General features: G+C 64.8%; 13 protein-coding genes. 5 read left to right on the top strand and 8 right to left on the bottom strand.

Annotated elements, in window-relative coordinates; translation table 11 throughout:
• Positions 1–81: 81 nt before the first annotated feature.
• Genes AC0L15_RS13955 through AC0L15_RS13940 form a run of 4 tightly spaced genes read right to left on the bottom strand, consistent with a single transcriptional unit; the run spans position 82 to position 3,315 of the window.
• Entirely contained in the window at positions 82–963 is an 882-nt protein-coding gene (locus AC0L15_RS13955; RefSeq protein ID WP_473496493.1) for an SMP-30/gluconolactonase/LRE family protein, read from the bottom strand.
• Positions 960–1,601: a 2-dehydro-3-deoxy-6-phosphogalactonate aldolase gene (locus AC0L15_RS13950; RefSeq protein ID WP_287246925.1), complete on the bottom strand. Its 642-nt coding sequence runs from the start codon at positions 1,599–1,601 to the stop codon at positions 960–962. Before AC0L15_RS13950 ends, AC0L15_RS13955 begins: the two co-directional genes overlap by 4 nt.
• Positions 1,598–2,551 carry a 2-dehydro-3-deoxygalactonokinase gene (locus AC0L15_RS13945; protein WP_287068083.1) on the bottom strand — a complete coding sequence of 318 codons (954 nt, stop codon included), beginning with the start codon at positions 2,549–2,551 and terminating at the stop codon, positions 1,598–1,600. Before AC0L15_RS13945 ends, AC0L15_RS13950 begins: the two co-directional genes overlap by 4 nt.
• Entirely contained in the window at positions 2,548–3,315 is a 768-nt protein-coding gene (locus AC0L15_RS13940) for an SDR family NAD(P)-dependent oxidoreductase (protein ID WP_287246926.1), read from the bottom strand. Before AC0L15_RS13940 ends, AC0L15_RS13945 begins: the two co-directional genes overlap by 4 nt.
• A 365-nt stretch (positions 3,316–3,680) precedes the next feature.
• Here AC0L15_RS13940 and gshB point away from each other — a divergent pair, with 365 nt between their 5' ends.
• Both gshB and AC0L15_RS13930 read left to right on the top strand, forming a co-directional pair.
• Complete coding sequence (gene gshB, locus AC0L15_RS13935; protein WP_128245686.1) at positions 3,681–4,622, top strand: glutathione synthase; 942 nt, start codon at positions 3,681–3,683, stop codon at positions 4,620–4,622.
• A gap of 182 nt (positions 4,623–4,804) precedes the next feature.
• Positions 4,805–6,337: a YifB family Mg chelatase-like AAA ATPase gene (locus tag AC0L15_RS13930; protein WP_287246927.1), complete on the top strand. Its 1,533-nt coding sequence runs from the start codon at positions 4,805–4,807 to the stop codon at positions 6,335–6,337.
• Between the two features lie 106 nt (positions 6,338–6,443).
• Here AC0L15_RS13930 and AC0L15_RS13925 read toward each other — a convergent pair whose 3' ends face one another.
• The 4 genes from AC0L15_RS13925 to lepA form a co-directional block, all read right to left on the bottom strand.
• The gene (locus AC0L15_RS13925) at positions 6,444–6,986 is read right to left on the bottom strand and encodes a hypothetical protein (protein WP_287246928.1); all 543 of its coding nucleotides are present in this window, start codon (positions 6,984–6,986) and stop codon (positions 6,444–6,446) included.
• Between the two features lie 141 nt (positions 6,987–7,127).
• The gene (locus AC0L15_RS13920; RefSeq protein ID WP_287246929.1) at positions 7,128–9,320 is read right to left on the bottom strand and encodes a malate synthase G; all 2,193 of its coding nucleotides are present in this window, start codon (positions 9,318–9,320) and stop codon (positions 7,128–7,130) included.
• Between the two features lie 143 nt (positions 9,321–9,463).
• Positions 9,464–11,485 (bottom strand): hydantoinase/oxoprolinase family protein, encoded by a 2,022-nt coding sequence (locus AC0L15_RS13915; RefSeq protein ID WP_287246930.1) that lies wholly within the window; start codon positions 11,483–11,485, stop codon positions 9,464–9,466.
• Between the two features lie 111 nt (positions 11,486–11,596).
• Positions 11,597–13,402 carry a translation elongation factor 4 gene (gene lepA, locus AC0L15_RS13910; protein WP_287066700.1) on the bottom strand — a complete coding sequence of 602 codons (1,806 nt, stop codon included), beginning with the start codon at positions 13,400–13,402 and terminating at the stop codon, positions 11,597–11,599.
• A 211-nt stretch (positions 13,403–13,613) separates the two neighbouring features.
• Here lepA and AC0L15_RS13905 point away from each other — a divergent pair, with 211 nt between their 5' ends.
• The 3 genes from AC0L15_RS13905 to msrA all read left to right on the top strand — a co-directional run bounded on the left by AC0L15_RS13905 (position 13,614) and on the right by msrA (position 16,055).
• The gene (locus AC0L15_RS13905) at positions 13,614–14,663 is read left to right on the top strand and encodes a TadE/TadG family type IV pilus assembly protein (RefSeq protein ID WP_287246975.1); all 1,050 of its coding nucleotides are present in this window, start codon (positions 13,614–13,616) and stop codon (positions 14,661–14,663) included.
• Positions 14,664–14,922: 259 nt separating this feature from the next.
• Positions 14,923–15,201, top strand: a complete 279-nt coding sequence (locus tag AC0L15_RS13900) for a hypothetical protein (RefSeq protein ID WP_287066699.1) — start codon at positions 14,923–14,925, stop codon at positions 15,199–15,201.
• Between the two features lie 113 nt (positions 15,202–15,314).
• Complete coding sequence (gene msrA / locus AC0L15_RS13895; protein WP_287246931.1) at positions 15,315–16,055, top strand: peptide-methionine (S)-S-oxide reductase MsrA; 741 nt, start codon at positions 15,315–15,317, stop codon at positions 16,053–16,055.
• Positions 16,056–16,167 lie beyond the last annotated feature (112 nt).

Here is a 16,167-nt window from a genome sequence, read left to right as displayed (position 1 = left end):
TGGCGATGAACGGGGCCTGGCACGCGCGACTGCTACCATCGCATGGCGGATGTATCAGGCTTTCGCGAAATCGACGTCAGCCTAGGCAATCAGCACGCGCGGCTCGAAGCGGCCGTTGACCGGAATGTCGAGCAGAAACGTCATGCCGGCTTGCGGGTCCAGCAGGCGCTGTTTCTTATCCTTGCCCGACCAGGCGGAGGTGACCGCCAGCCGGTCGGCATTCCTGCCGACAAAGGCCGGGCAGGACGGCTGCGTCACCGGCATCGCGACCGAACGGATGAGCTTGCCGTCAGGCCCGTAGGCTTCAACGACGCTGCCGCCCCAGCAGGCGTTCCACAGGACACCGTCGCGATCGAGCACCGAACCGTCGATATAGCCCTTGGCCTTGCGGTGATCGACGAAGATTTTTGGCTCGCCAGCCGGCAGGCCGGTCGCCGGATCGCAGCCAGCGCGCATCAACAGGCCGGTGCTGGTATCGGTGTAATGGGCAACGGTTCCATCTTCGGAAAAACAGATCGAGTTCGACACCGTGATGTCTGAATAGAGCCGGCGCAATTCACCCCTGAAGAACCAGTAGATCGAGCCAGCGGCCTTTGCCTCGCCCTTGCCCATAGTGCCGACCCAAAAGGCGCCGCAGGGATGGACGCGCGAATCGTTCGAGCGGGTCGCCGGATTGTCGGCCTCGATGGCCGTATGCAGCGTCATTTTGCCGGTCGCCACGTCGCGGACATGCAGGCCGGTTTCGGTGGCGATCAACTGTCTTTTGTCGTCGACGACGGCGATCGCGCTGGCCATTTGGCCAAGCTCGTGGATTTTGACGGCACCGCCGGACAGGGGCTTTTCCAGAAGCTGGCCGTTGACGATGTCGAACCAGTAGAGCGTTTCGGTGGCGGGGTCATAGCTCGGGCCTTCACCGAGTTGACAGACATGGTCGGAAAAAACCGAAACGATGGCTTCGCTCATGGCGCTGCTCCAAACGCTGCGTCCCAGGCCGCGACTGCGGCCTGCGCCCGCGTTGCCACCTCGTCGACGCTCATACCAGGCTTGAACAGGCTGGAGCCGAGGCCGAAGACGCTGACACCGGCCGCCTTGTAGCCGGCAAAGTCCTTCTCCGACACGCCGCCGACCGCGCCGACCAGCGTCTCAGCCGGCAAAACGGCGCGCATCGCCGCGATCCCGGCCGCGCCGAGCACGCTGGCCGGGAAGAATTTCAGCGCCGAGGCGCCGAGCCCGATGGCTTGGAAGGCTTCGGTCGGCGTGAATACGCCCGGCATCGTCACCATGCCGTAATTCATGGCGCGACCCATGACCTCCGCATCGATGTTGGGGCTGACCAGCAGCCGCCCGCCGGCCTTGTTGAGTCCGTCGACATCGGCTGCGGTCAACACAGTCCCCCCGCCGACCAATGCCGTCGCCGGCAGCGCCTCAACAATTCTCGCGATGGAGACAAACGGATCCGGCGAATTGAGCGGCACTTCGATCGCTTCGATGCCGGCCTCGAAGATCGCCCGGCCGACGGCCACCGCCTCGTCCGGCTTGAGGCCGCGCAGGATGGCGACAAGCCCGCGCTCGAGCTTCGGAAACGATGCGGTCTCGATCATGCGGCAACTCCGCTTCCAGCAATCATGCCATTTTTGCGCGCCGCCTCGATGAGGCCGGCACGCACCGCCTCGTCGGCATCGACGGCTCTCACCGCAAGCCCGGCAAGACCGAGCGCCTCAGTGTAGAGGGTGCCGAGCGCGCCGGATGCGACCAGCACGATCGACGCCGCGCCTTTTCGATAGCGGCGGCTGGCCGAGGCGATCTCGCCGCCGATCAGCAGGCCGGACAGGCAGGCAGCGGCATCGTCGGGTTTCAGGTCCTGCAATAGGCCCGCAGCGCGGATCGAGAACAGCCTCGATGTGACATCGCCGCCCTCGGCCAGCGCGATCTCGCACCAGCGCTGGAAAAACGGATTGCCTGGTGCAACCGGCTTGGGCTGCTCGCCCAGCGAATGGCGCAGGATCGAATGCGCCGCCAGCACCGAAAACAGCTCGCCGGTCGGCCAGGTGCCAAAACCGGCAACGGCGCCGTCCTCGACCAGCACCCATTTGGAGTGGGTGCCGGGCATGCAGACGAGATGGCGGCTTGTTGCCGGCAAACCGGCGCCGGCAAGCTGCGTTTCCTCGCCGCGCATGACGTCAGGCGCGTCGGCCTGGCGCTGGGCAAGGCCCGGCACGATGCGGATGTCGCGGCGCTGGCCGGGGACGCGCGCAGCGCCGGCAAGGATGGCGCCGATCGGCGCCGGCACGCTGACATAGGGCGCCTCCAGCCAGCCCTGGCGCGAGCCGGCCATGCCGCAGATGATCACGGGCATCGCTTCCGGCGCGCCCATCGCCGCCAGATGTCCTTCGAGGATGGTCGAAAACCCGGCCGCCTGCGCGGTGATCAGCCCGTCGTCGCCGCGACGCTCGGCGAGGACATTTCCGGCCTCATCGACCAGCCAGACCCTGAGACGGGTGGTGCCCCAATCGACGGCGGCCACAGAAGGCACGTTGCTCGCTGAGTTCACAGGAAGCCCCCGTCGACGATCAGCATCTGCGCGGTCAGCATGCGCGAAGCGTCCGACGCCAGGAACAGCACCGTGCCGACGACGTCTTCCGGCTGCATCACCTGCTTGATGCATTGCTTGGCCACGTGGGCGGCGAGCGCCTGTTCGGTGACCCAGAGCTGCTTCTGCCGCTCGGTGATCACCCAGCCGGGTGCGATCGCATTGACGCGAATGCCGTCGGCGCCGAGCTTGCCGGCAAGCCCCTTGGTCAGGCCGACGATCCCGGCCTTGGCAGCGGTATAGGCCGGCATGTCGGGGTGATTGATCAGGAACGACGTCGACGTGAAGTTGATGATCGAGCCGCCGCCGGCGCGCTTCATGCCCGGCGCCACCGCCTGTGCGGAGAAGAAATGCGGGCGCAGGTTGACCGCCTGGTTGTTGTCCCAGAACTCCACGGTGACGTCTTCCACCGCGTGGCGATCGTCAAGTGCCGCATTGTTGACCAGCACGGTGACGTCGCCATGCGCCTCTGCCGCCCTGGCGGCCGAAGCCCGCATCGCCTCGACGTCGCGTATGTCGGTCTTGAGATAGAGGGGGCGGCGGCCGAGATCCTTTTCGATGCGGTCGGCCAGCGCCAGGCTCGGGTCGTCGGCGATGTCGATGAAGGCGACCTTTGCCCCCTGGCGGGCAAAACCCTCGGTCAGCGCCGCGCCGATGCCGGAGCCGCCGCCGGTAATCAGCACCGAAGCGCCCTCAAGGTCGGCAAAGCGCGCCGATGGCATCATTTTTTTCTCCCTGCGCATGACCCCGAAAATCGATTTCGATTTTCGGAAGGATCATGCGCAAAATCAAAGTGCTACAGCGTCGTTTGCGCATCCAGAAGGACGCGCTTCGCCGTAGGCTCGGTCGGCGCGCATCCTAGCCAGACCGGTCGGGGGAGCAAGGGGAAAACGCAAATTCGCGGGCTTATGTCTGACAAGTCGCTCGTCAGCCGAACAGGAATCGTTGCGGCCGGCGCAGCCGAACTGGGCAAGGCGCTCCGCCTGCGCCTCAGCTACGCCCAGCAGGCAATCTTCAAAATGTCGCGATTGGCAGATGACCGGGGAGGTTGTAAGGGCAAGCAGCCCATCCGATCCGCCGGAGATCCGCCATGCCTTTGAAAATCGCTGTCCAGATGGACCACATTTCCACCGTCTCGATTGCCGGCGACACGTCGTTTGCGCTGTCGCTGGAAGCGCAGCGGCGCGGCCACCAGTTGTTCCATTATACGCCGGACCGGCTGTCGCTGCGCGACGGCAAGGTGTTTGCCGGCGTCGAGGAAATGCAGGTCCGCGACGAGAAGGGCAATCACTATTCGCTCGGCGAGAAAGTGCGCACCGACCTGTCGGAGATGGACGTCGTCCTGCTCAGGCAGGACCCGCCGTTCGACATGAACTACATCACCACGACGCATATGCTGGAGTGCATCCATCCCAGGACGCTGGTGGTCAACGACCCGGCCTGGGTGCGCAACAGCCCGGAAAAGATCTTCGTCACCGAGTTTCCCGACCTGATGCCGGAAACGCTGATCACCAAGGACAGCCAGGAGGTTGCCGCCTTCCGCAAGGAGTTCGGCGACATCATCGTCAAGCCGCTCTACGGCAATGGCGGCGCCGGCATCTTCCACCTGCACGAGGCCGATCGCAATCTCGCCTCGCTGCTCGAAATGTTCGGCCAGATGTTCCGCGAGCCCTACATCGTTCAGCGTTATCTGAAGGAGGTGCGAGCCGGCGACAAGCGCATCATCCTGATCGACGGCGAGCCGGTCGGCGCCATCAACCGGGTGCCGGCCGAGACTGATTCCCGCTCCAACATGCATGTCGGCGGCCGCGCCGAAAAAACGGAACTAACGGAGCGCGAACGCGAGATCTGCGCCCGCATCGGCCCGTCGCTGAAGGAGCGCGGCTTTATCCTCGTCGGCATCGACGTGATCGGCGACTACATGACCGAGATCAACGTGACGTCGCCGACCGGCGTGCGCGAGGTGCAGCGTTTTGGTGGCGCCGATATCGCCAGCCTGTTCTGGGATGCGGTCGAGGACAAACGCAAGTAGCGTCCATGCTTGGCGGAACTGCGGGGTTCCGGTCCGTAGCCGATGCGATGCCATCAAGGCACAACGTTCGATTGTTCCCGTAATGTTCTTGCCTTTGCCCAAAATCTGTGGTTGTCTCGGATGACGCCGTTCGCGGCATGATCGCATGGGCTTCGGGCGAGCCCATGTCCGGGGGCAGAAAAATGGTTGCGCGGGTCCGCACGGTCGCTTTCCAGGGCATCGAGGCCGTGCCGGTCGATGTGCAGGTGATGATCGCGCCCGGCAAGGTCAACATGCACATCGTCGGGCTCGGCGACAAGGCGGTGGCCGAAAGCCGGGAGCGGGTGCAGGCGGCGCTGCACGCATCGGGCCTGTCGATGCCGTCGAAGAAGGTCACCGTCAATCTGGCGCCTGCCGACCTGCCCAAGGAAGGCAGCCATTACGATTTGCCGATCGCGCTTGGCCTGATGGCGGCGCTTGGCGCCATTCCAGGCGACATGCTGGCCGGCTATGTCGTGCTTGGCGAACTGTCGCTCGACGGCACCATCGCCGCGGTGGCCGGCGCGCTGCCGGCGGCGATCGGCGCCAATGCCGAAGGCAAGGGCCTGATCTGCCCTTTCGCCTGCGGCCCGGAAGCGGCGTGGGCCGGCAAGGATTTCGACATCCTGGCGCCGCGCAGCCTGATCGCCATCGCCAATCATTTTCGCGGCACGCAGGTGCTGTCGCGGCCGGAGGCCGGCATCCATGCCTCGGCGCGCGACCTGCCGGATCTTGCCGACATCAAAGGCCAGGAGACCGCCAAGCGGGCACTCGAAGTGGCGGCGGCCGGCGGCCATAACATGCTGATGATCGGTCCGCCAGGATCGGGAAAATCGATGCTGGCGCAGCGGCTGCCGTCGATCCTGCCCCCGCTGGCGCCGCGGGAATTGCTCGAAGTCTCGATGATCGCCTCGGTGGCAGGCGAGCTTGCCGAAGGCAAGCTGACCGACCGGCGGCCGTTCCGCGCGCCGCACCATTCGGCCTCGATGGCGGCGCTGGTCGGCGGCGGCCTGCGCGTGCGGCCGGGCGAGGCCTCGCTGGCCCATCACGGCGTGCTGTTCCTCGACGAGTTTCCCGAATTCTCGCCGCAGGCGCTAGATGCGCTGCGCCAGCCGCTGGAGACCGGCGACTGCATGATCGCCCGCGCCAATCATCGCGTCACCTATCCGGCGCGCATCCAACTGGTCGCGGCGATGAACCCGTGCCGCTGCGGCATGGCTGGCGAGCCGGGCTATCGCTGCCTGCGCGGCGATCGTTGCCGCACCGACTACCAGGCGCGCATTTCCGGCCCGCTGCTCGACCGCATCGATCTCCGGATCGAGGTGCCGGCGGTCTCGGCCAGCGATCTGATCCGGCCGGACCGGGCGGAGAAGAGTGCCGATGTGGCGCTGCGCGTGGCCCGCGCCCGGACAACCCAGCGCGAACGTTTCGAGCGGCTCGGCGCGACCTCCGTCACCACCAACGCGCACTGCTCACCCTCTGTTATCGAGGAGATCGCGATGCCGGATGCATCAGGCCTGTCGCTGCTCAGGGATGCCAGCGAAAAGCTTGGCTTTTCAGCGCGGGCCTATCACCGGGTGCTGAAGGTGGCGCGGACGCTGGCCGATCTCGAGGCCAGCGAGACGGTCGGCCGCATCCATCTGGCCGAGGCGATTTCGTACCGCATGAGTTCGGAGCGAATGGCGCAGGCGGCGTGACGTTCCCCTCCCCCGTGAGGGAGGGAGGGTGACCGGCCCGGCCCGCAGGAACTCGACGGTCTGAGCTACGCGGCCCGATCGTAGTGGCCAATGATTTCCGCGGCAGCTACTTAACCGGAATCATGAGATGTGCGTAGGGAGTGCCCGCCCACATCACATATGGCCTGGACGTGTCAGGTTTGGGGTCAGCCGGATAGCCCTGCATCATGTCCGTTGCGTTGACGATCATCACGTGCGGTCCGGTCTCCACCCAATTGTTGCCTTCCTCGGGCTTCGTCGCATAAGGATCGGTGTTGCTGCCATCGGTGCCGCCGGCCAGCATATACATGAAGCCGACCTTGCCCTTGGGCGGTTCCTTTTTTCCAATCCACGCCATCGCCCATTCCATCGCGTTGGCATCGCCACACATTGGATCCGGGCCAGGTGTGGCCGGGTTGTCCGGCATGCACCAGAAGCCGTTTGTGCCCTCGCGCAGTGTGCGCATTGCACCCTTCTCATCCATAGCGTGGATCGCAGCGCCGCTTGCTACAGCGGGGGGTGCGGCGGATTCAGCGCTCTTGATCATCGCAGCGTCATCGGCGGTTGCGCCTTGCATCGCAACCAAACTGCCCGCTGCCACAAGGGCAGCGACCGTCAGAAGCCGTGTCATGGCCGTTCTCCGGTTTTGAGTTCTTGTGCATGATGTCGGACGCACGGCCTCCCAGAGCCGTTTGTCGGTGGTTAAATCGTAGCAGATCGCGTGCACCGGGACAACGATGTTTTAGCAATTGCTAATATCTGTCGGGTTATACTAGAACTCTATGCGCGCTAGCGAGGGTCTTTCCTTCGCCTTCAGCTCCAGCCGCCGCGCGTGCAGCACCGGTTCGGTGTAGCCGTTGGGCTGGACGCGGCCCTTGAAGACCAGGTCGCAGGCGGCGAGGAAGGCGATCGACTTGTCGAAGTCGGGCGCCATCGGCCGGTAGAGCGGATCGCCTGCGTTCTGGCGGTCGACGACGCCGGCCATGCGCTTCATCGTCTCCATAACCTGGTCTGAGGTGCACACGCCGTGATGCAGCCAGTTGGCGATGTGCTGCGAGGAGATGCGCAGCGTCGCGCGGTCCTCCATCAGACCAACGTCATTGATGTCAGGCACTTTCGAGCAGCCGACGCCCTGGTCGATCCAACGCACGACATAGCCCAGTATGCCTTGCGCGTTGTTGTCGAGCTCGTTCTGGACCTCCTCCGGCGACCAGTTCGGCCGCACCGCTACCGGCACCGACAAGATGTCGTCGAGCTTTGCCTTGGGGCGGCTCTTCAGCGCCGCCTGCACAGCGTCGACGTCGACCTTGTGGTAGTGGGTGGCGTGCAGCGTCGCCGCTGTCGGCGAGGGCACCCAGGCGGTGTTGGCGCCGGCCCTGGGATGGGCGATCTTTTCCGCCAGCATCGCCGCCATCAGATCGGGCATCGCCCACATGCCCTTGCCGATCTGGGCGCGGCCGGCCAGCCCGCATTCCAGCCCGGTGTCGACGTTCCAGGCTTCGTAGGCGGCAATCCAGGCGGCCTGCTTCATGTCGCCCTTGCGGATCATCGGGCCGGCTTCCATCGAGGTGTGGATCTCGTCGCCGGTGCGGTCGAGGAAACCGGTGTTGATGAAGACGACGCGATCCTTGGCGGCGCGGATCGCCTCCTTGAGGTTGACGGTGGTGCGCCGCTCCTCGTCCATAATGCCCATCTTGATGGTGTTTTTCGCCATGCCGAGCAGCGCCTCGACACGGTCGAATATCTCGACGGCGAAGGCGACTTCCTCCGGCCCGTGCATCTTGGGCTTTACGACATACATCGAGCCCGCGCGGGAATTGGCGCGTCGTCCGTTCGGGCCGACATCGTGCAGCGCGATCAGCGCCGTCATCGCCGCATCCATTATGCCTTCCGGCACTTCGTTGCTGTCGCGATCTGTAATCGCCGGATTGGTCATGAGGTGGCCGACGTTGCGGATCAGCATCAGCGAGCGGCCAGGCAGGGACAGCGCGCCACCATCAGGCGCGGTGTACGACCGGTCGGGATTGAGTTTACGCGTAAACGTGCTGCCGGCCTTGGTGATCTCCTCGGCAAGGTCGCCCTTCATCAGGCCGAGCCAGTTGCGGTAGACCAAAACCTTGTCCTGCGCATCGACCGCCGCGACCGAATCCTCGCAGTCCTGGATGGTCGTCAGCGCCGATTCCAGCACGACATCGGCAATGCCGGCCGGATCGGTCTTGCCGATCTGGTTGCTGCGGTCGATCACAATCTCGATATGCAGGCCATTGCGGGTGAGCAGGACGGCTTCGGGATTATCGGCGCCGCCGCGATAGCCGGCAAACTGTTTGGGATCGGCGAGCGTCGTGGCGCCGGCGCCCTCGCCCAGCCGCAGCATGCCGTTGGCCACGGCAAGCCCGTTCACCCCCGCCCATTTGCCGGTCGTCAGCGGGACCGATTCGTCGAGAAAACCCTTCGCCCAGGCAATGACCTTGGCGCCGCGCACGGGATTGAACCTGGCGCCCCTCTCGGCGCCGTCGGTCTCGGGAATGGCATCGGTGCCGTAGAGCGCATCATAGAGCGAGCCCCAGCGCGCATTGGCGGCATTCAGCGCGTAACGCGCGTTCATCACCGGCACTACCAATTGCGGCCCTGCAACCACCGAGATCTCGGGGTCGACATTGTCCGTCGCGACGGAGAAGGCCGGCCCTTCCGGCGCGAGATAGCCGATTTCCCTCAGGAAATCCTTGTAGGCTTCCATGTCGGCGGGCGCGCCATTGTCGCGAGACCAGTGGTCGATCTGGCCCTGCAGCGCGTCGCGTTTTGCGAGCAGAGCCCGGTTCCTCGGCGCCAAATCATGCACAATGGCCGAGAAGCCGGTCCAGAAGGCGTCGGCTGCAATGCCGGTGGCCCGCAGCGCCTCGTTCACGACGAAATCATAAAGCTCGCGGGCAATCCGCAATCCGGCGATTTCGACGCGATCGGTCATCGGGCTTCTCCAGACGAAGGGCTTTGGCCGGGCCTTTGACATGTCAGGGTGGCAGGGTCAATTCAGCTTAGGTGAAGGTAGGGCATTTTCGCCGCCGGCCAAAGCCGCCAATCTCCCCCTTGTGGGGGAGATTGCGCTCTCCCTCAAACCGCGATCCTTGGCCTGCCCGACGCCACCGCCACCACATGGGCCTCGATAAACATGCGCTGGCCCTCGACGGTCGAGACGCGGAATTCGCTGGCGATCTCGATTTCGGCGCTGTCGGTGCCGGCGTCCCTGGCCCGCCCGGCGGCAATGGTGCGGACATCGGTTTCCGCTGCCGCGATCGCCGCCGCCTCGTCATTGAAGTCACGCACGCTTTCGCCTGAGGCGACGCGAAACAGCCCTTCCTGGGGCTGGCTGACGCGCGCCTCCGCCGAAACCCTGACCTGGCCGACGACGGCGCCGAGCGCATTGGCGACATCGGCATCTTCGGGCACCACGCAGTCATGGCCGACCAGCGGTGGCAGCCCGGCATAATGCAGCGGCGCCGAGGCGCCGAGGCCGATGACCGGGCGGTCGAGGGCGACGCTCAGCCGTGCGATGCCGGGATGGGAATCGACTGCGCGCTGGACCAGCGCGTGCGCCACGGTCGCCGCGCCGTCCAGCCCGTCCTCGGCAAAGGCGGTTTCGAGGACGACTTCCGCCGACAGCCGGGTCAGCGTGGTCAGCACCCGTTCCGAGATCGCCTCCGGTGAGGCGGCGATCGCCTGCCCGCGGCCGTCGCGCCTGCGGGCGAACAGCTCGGCACCGAGCCGAGCCGTGGCGGCATCCCAGTTGGCCTGCTTGCCCAGCACATGGGCGGCGTCCGACGGCGTAAAACCGGCGACATGCACCAGCCCGCGCGACACCAACCGGTTCAAGGTGGCGTTCTGGGCGTTTGATGTCAAAAGCCTGTCGACGGCGAGGGGCGTCGAGCCGATCAGTTCATAAAGCTTGGCCTCGGCGCCGGTCAGGCCGGCAGCCAGCCGCTCCGGCACGCCAGTCCTGACCGCCAGCCGGCCATCCATGCGGCTGGGGTTGGCCGCGCGGATTTGGCGTTCCAGTTCGACGGTCACCGCTTCGCCATGCATCATGCCGGCCAGCGCCAGCGGCACCAGGCGGCGCGGCCCGAGCAGGATTCTTGGGTTGAGCGCGCCATCCTCCAGCGCCACTTCGGAATCGCCGCCGAGCCCAAAGGTGCGCATGGCCACCGCCTCGACCATGGTGCGGAAACCGCCGACGGTGGCGCCTTCCGGGTCAAGCCTGGGACGGCCCTGGTCGAGCACGGCAACGTCGGTGGTGGTGCCGCCGATGTCGGAGACGACTGCATTGTCGAGGCCGGTCATGTGGCGAGCGCCGACAAGGCTGGCGGCCGGGCCTGAAAGAATCGTCTCGATCGGCCGCTGGCGGGCGAAGGCGGCCGAAACCAGCGCGCCGTCGCCGCGCACCACCATCAGCGGGGCGGCGATGCCGCGCGCGGCAAGAAAGCCCTCGGTCGCCGCCACCAGCCGGTCGATCATCGAGATCAGCCTCGCGTTGAGCAGCGTCGTCAGCGCCCGGCGCGGGCCGCCGAGCTTGGCCGAAAGCTCGTGGCTGGCGGTGACCGGCAGGCCTGTTATGTCGCGGATCAGGTTCCGCGCGCTTAGCTCATGCGCCGGGTTGCGGGTGGCGAAATAGGCGCAGACGGCAAAGCCGGACACCGAGGCGCCGAGTTCCGGCAGCGCTGCCTCCAGCCCGGACAGATCGAGTTTTGCCGCATTGCCGTGGACATCGTGGCCGCCGGGGCAGAACACGACAGGGTCGGTGCCGAGTGCGGCCTTCAGCCCGTCGCGGGCAAGGTCGCCCTCGGCAAAGCCGATCATCACCAGCGCGACGCGGCCGCCCTGGCCCTCGACCAGCGCGTTGGTGGCAAGCGTCGTCGACATCGACACCAGTTTTATCGCTGCCGGATCGGTGGCGGCTTTTTGCAGCACCGCATCGACCGCGCTCGAAATGCCGACCGCCAGATCGTGGCGGGTGGTCAGCGCCTTGGCCTTGGCCAGAACCTTTCCGTTAGCGCCACCGGCTTCCGACCACAGCACGGCATCGGTATAGGTGCCGCCGGTGTCGATGCCGAGGAAGAGGGGGGAGGATTTGGCGGTCATTGGCGAATCCGGGATTTTGCTCCCCGCCCTTAGCCGATACGCGCCGGCGGATAAAGCCGCGAGCGCTGGGCCACGAAGCCTGATCCCCCTCAGCTACGCGCGGACGGCTTCTCAATCGCCCATCTTCAGCGCCTGGATAAACGCCTCCTGCGGGATGTCGACCTTGCCGAACTGGCGCATCCGCTTCTTGCCCTCTTTCTGCTTGTCGAGCAGCTTGCGCTTGCGCGAGACGTCGCCGCCGTAGCATTTGGCGGTGACATCCTTGCGCAGCGCCGAGATCGTCTCGCGGGCGATGACCTTGCCGCCGATTGCCGCCTGGATCGGGATCTTGAACAGATGGTTCGGGATCAGTTCCTTCAGCTTCTCGCACATCAGCCGGCCGCGCTTTTCTGCCGCCGTGCGGTGGACCAGCATCGACAGCGCGTCGACCGGCTCCTCGTTGACCAGGATCGACATCTTGACCAGGTCGCCTTCCTTGTAATCGGTAAGGTGATAGTCGAAGGAGGCATAGCCCTTGGAGATCGACTTCAGCCGGTCGTAAAAGTCGAAGACGACCTCGTTGAGCGGCAGGTCGTAGGTCAGCATGGCGCGCTTGCCGACATAGGACAGGTCGGCCTGGATGCCGCGCCGGTCCTGGCAGAGTTTTAGGATGCCGCCGAGATACTCGTCCGGCGTCAGGATGGTGGCGCGGATCCACGGCTCCTCGATAGCCGATATCTTGACCACGTCGGGCATGTCGGCGGGGTTGTGCAATTCCTTGGTCGTGCCGTCGTTCAACAGCAGCCGGTAGACGACCGACGGCGCCGTGGCGATGAGGTCGAGGTTGAACTCGCGCTCCAGCCGCTCCTGGATGATTTCCAGATGCAGCAGGCCAAGGAAGCCGCAGCGATAGCCGAAACCGAGCGCGGCGCTGGTTTCCATTTCAAAGGAGAAAGAAGCGTCGTTGAGGCGCAGCTTGCCGACTGCGGCGCGCAGATCCTCGAAATCGGCGGCATCGACCGGGAACAGGCCGCAGAACACCACCGGCTGCGCCGGCTTGAAGCCGGGCAGGGCCTGTGCCGTCTGGCGCTTGTCCTCGGTGATGGTGTCACCGACGCGGGTGTCGGCGACTTCCTTGATCGAGCCGGTGAAGAAGCCGAACTCGCCGGGGCCGAGCTCGTCGACATTGATGCGGGCCGGGGTGAAGACGCCGGTGCGCTCGACCAGGTACTTGGCACCGGTGCCCATCATGCGAATGGTCTGGCCCTTCTTCAGCACGCCGTCGATGATGCGGACCAGGACGATGACGCCGAGATAGGCGTCGTACCAGCTGTCGACCAGCATCGCCTTCAGCGGGGCAGCAATGTCGCCCTCGCGCGGCGGCGGCAAATCGTTGACGATCGCCTCCAGCACGTCGGGAATGCCGAGCCCGGTCTTGGCCGAGATCAGCACGGCGTTGGAGGCGTCGATACCGATCACCTCCTCGACCTGCTCGCGGATGCGCTCCGGCTCGGCCGCCGGCAGGTCGACCTTGTTCAGCACCACGACGATCTCGTGGTTGTTGTCGATGGCCTGGTAGACATTGGCCAGCGTCTGCGCCTCGACGCCTTGCGAGGCATCGACGACCAGCAGCGAACCCTCACAGGCGGCCAGCGACCGCGACACTTCGTAGGCGAAGTCGACATGGCCGGGCGTGTCGATCAAATTTAGGATATAGTCCTCGCCATTGCTGGCGCGGTATTTCAACCGCACGGTCTGCGCCTTGATGGTGATGCCGCGCTCGCGCTCGATGTCCATCGAGTCCAGCACCTGCTCCTTCATGTCGCGCAGCTCCAGCCCGCCGGTGGACTGGATCAGCCGGTCGGCAAGCGTGGATTTGCCATGGTCGATATGGGCGACGATGGAGAAATTGCGGATGTTCTTGATCGGCGTGGTCATGCCGCGCGCTTTAGCAGGGGCAGCTTGCCCGGGCAAGCGGCCGGGCGCGCGGCCGGGGCAATCGCTGAGGTTTGCGCTGCCGGACGGGGGGCGCAACACCGTTAATGCCGGACGGGGGGCGCAACACCGTTAAGCTTTGATCCATCAGATTAGAGCATAGTCCGCGCCCTGCGTGATAGGCCACGAGCTGTCACCGTATGGGGGCCAAGCAATGCTACAATCTGGACGTCATTTTCTCAATTCCGAGAGCGGCTCCCTCGCGCCGATACTCGCCATCATGCTTATCCCGATGTGTGCCGCTCTGGGCTTTTCAATCGACTACAACTCAGCCGTTGCGACCAGGGGATCGATGCAGAATGCGCTCGATGCCGCGACCCTGTCGATCACGACGCTGCCAACCAGCACGTCACTGGCGGACCGTCAGGTGAAACTGCAGGAGTCGTTTACGGCCAATAGCGGGCAAGGCATCGCCAAGCTCGACAGCTTCGTCGTCGCTGCCGACGGCACCGCCAGCATCAATGCTTCGGCCAGCTTTGCCATGCCGACGAACTTCATGCAGATCGCCCACGTCGACACGGTGCAGATCGGCGTCGCGTCGGCGGTGCGCAAGCGGCCGGCGCTGGTGCAGACCACGTTCAAGATCGACAAAGTGTCGGGCCATTGGGGCAAGACGATGAGACTCTACGGCACGAAATTCGGCGAGACGGCGGCCAACCCGCTGATGAAGATCACCTATGTCTACAACAACTTTGGTGATCCGAAAGGCTACGGCACGTCCACCGTGTACACGGTCAACGGAGCGACGGAAACGAAGGTCCAGGAGCAAAAATGCACGACCAAGACGGTGCAGAATTTCAACAACCTGCCCACTGGAGCGATCACCCAGACGAGCGGCAACAAGAAATACCTGACCACCTGCACCAACACCATGTATCCCGCGAACGGCGCCTGCGCGGTGATCGACGTCAGCCTGATGGATGTGCTGTACCTGCAGATGGATGTGCCGTCGGCCCAAACACCCAAGCTCAAGTCGAACGACGCGAACACATCGAATCGGTTGTACATCGACGGCGTTGAAGTCGCGAACGGCAAACTGGTGGACATCTTCACCGCCGTGCCGTGCGGCCAACCCAGCCAGCAGGCCTGGGAAGATGGCGGCAATCCCGTACCGGCTCCGGTGTCCAACGCCGACTTCTTCTACACCGTGACCGGCAAATGCGATTTCAACCAGCGGCCTTCGCAAACAGTGCTTACGCAATAGGCCGGCGACCGCGGCGCGCCGAGAAGGGGCGCGGGTCCGCACAGCATCAGATTTCAACGCCGTCCGGCCGCCCCGGGCGGCGTTTTTGTGTGGGCAACGGTTCGAAATTCGAAGGCCTAGGGTGACGCCGTTTGGCTTCCCCCTTGTGGGAGGGGAAGGACCGATCACGAAGCGGTGATGGCTGTAACGAAGGCCCAGGCAGCGGCGAACAGCTGATGTGATCGCCATTCCGGCGCGCCACCAACCCTGGGAGACCATCATGACCAATCTCACCCGCCTGACCTTGCCGGCACTTGCCTTCGCGCTTTGCTCGACGGCGCTTTTTGCCGGCGGCGTTGCGCGCGCCGAAGATGCGATGAAGCCGGCCGATGCGATGGCGACTGACGCCATGAAGCCGGCGACCGACGCGATGAAGCCCGCGGATCCGATGGCGGTCGAAAAGCTGAAGGGCTGCATGGACAAGGCTGCCATGGAAACCGACGCGATGAAGAAGGACGAGGCGACCAAGACCTGCGACGCAATGGGCACGGCCAAGTAGGCCACGTCCGGAACGGGGTCGAGCCAGCCGACGCACACGCCCGCACGGCAATGTGAAACCGCGACGAACCTATCTGTCGTATAGTCGAAAACCTCATGCAGGAGAGATCAGAGATGGCCGGCATTGAAAGAACCGCCGCGAAACGATTGACCAACGTCGCCTGGGGCGCGCTTGCGGCGCTGATGCTCGCGGCGGCTGGCGCCGCCTTGTGGCAGACGCCGGCGATCTCGGCCGAGGCGGCGGTGGTGATCCCGCCACCGGCGATGGACGAAAAACCCGCCGCCGGCACCGCCAGGGCGATCTTCGCCGGCGGCTGCTTCTGGGGCGTGCAAGGCGTGTTCCAGCACGTCAAGGGCGTGACCAGCGCCGTCTCCGGCTATGCCGGCGGCGACAAGGACACCGCCGTCTACGAGACGGTCGGCACCGGACTGACCGGGCATGCTGAAGCCGTCGAGATCATCTACGAGCCGTCCAAAGTCAGTTACGGACAGTTGCTGCAGGTGTATTTCTCAGTCGCGCACAACCCGACGCAGCTGAACTACCAGGGTCCGGACCGCGGCCCGCAATACCGTTCGACGATCTTTGCCGAAAGCGACGCGCAGAAGAAGATCGCCGAGAGCTATATCGCCCAACTCGACAAGGCCAAGGTGTTTCGGGAGCCGATCGTGACCACGCTGGAGACGGGGAAAAAATTCTATCCGGCCGAGGACTACCACCAGGACTTTTTGACGCTGAACCCGACCTACCCCTATATCGTCTACAACGACCTGCCCAAGGTCGAGAGTTTGAAGACGCTATTCCCGGATCTTTACAGCGACAAGCCGGTGCTGGTGCTGGCCGCCAACAAGAGCTGATGCGGCTCAGGATAAAACGATCTGTAGCGATCCTTCGCGCCCCCTCTGTCCTGCCGGACATCTCCCCCATTTGGGGGGAGATCGGCCGTCATGACGGCTTTCGCCAATCTCC

It is taken from the genome of Mesorhizobium sp. WSM4846, assembly GCF_055811415.1.
The sequence above is the reverse complement of the archived record's forward strand: the minus strand, read 5'-3'. Positions and strand labels throughout refer to the sequence as shown.

Excerpts from the sequence above, each read along its gene's own strand:
- gshB (WP_128245686.1), top strand. The coding sequence starts at position 3,681 with ATGCCTTTGAAAATCGCTGTCCAGATGGACCACATTTCCACCGTCTCG.
- AC0L15_RS13905 (WP_287246975.1), top strand. The coding sequence starts at position 13,614 with ATGCTACAATCTGGACGTCATTTTCTCAATTCCGAGAGCGGCTCCCTC.
- AC0L15_RS13950 (WP_287246925.1), bottom strand. The coding sequence starts at position 1,601 with ATGATCGAGACCGCATCGTTTCCGAAGCTCGAGCGCGGGCTTGTCGCC.
- AC0L15_RS13925 (WP_287246928.1), bottom strand. The coding sequence starts at position 6,986 with ATGACACGGCTTCTGACGGTCGCTGCCCTTGTGGCAGCGGGCAGTTTG.
- AC0L15_RS13955 (WP_473496493.1), bottom strand. The coding sequence starts at position 963 with ATGAGCGAAGCCATCGTTTCGGTTTTTTCCGACCATGTCTGTCAACTC.
- AC0L15_RS13900 (WP_287066699.1), top strand. The coding sequence starts at position 14,923 with ATGACCAATCTCACCCGCCTGACCTTGCCGGCACTTGCCTTCGCGCTT.
- AC0L15_RS13930 (WP_287246927.1), top strand. The coding sequence starts at position 4,805 with ATGGTTGCGCGGGTCCGCACGGTCGCTTTCCAGGGCATCGAGGCCGTG.
- AC0L15_RS13920 (WP_287246929.1), bottom strand. The coding sequence starts at position 9,320 with ATGACCGATCGCGTCGAAATCGCCGGATTGCGGATTGCCCGCGAGCTT.
- msrA (WP_287246931.1), top strand. The coding sequence starts at position 15,315 with ATGGCCGGCATTGAAAGAACCGCCGCGAAACGATTGACCAACGTCGCC.
- AC0L15_RS13940 (WP_287246926.1), bottom strand. The coding sequence starts at position 3,315 with ATGATGCCATCGGCGCGCTTTGCCGACCTTGAGGGCGCTTCGGTGCTG.
- lepA (WP_287066700.1), bottom strand. The coding sequence starts at position 13,402 with ATGACCACGCCGATCAAGAACATCCGCAATTTCTCCATCGTCGCCCAT.
- AC0L15_RS13915 (WP_287246930.1), bottom strand. The coding sequence starts at position 11,485 with ATGACCGCCAAATCCTCCCCCCTCTTCCTCGGCATCGACACCGGCGGC.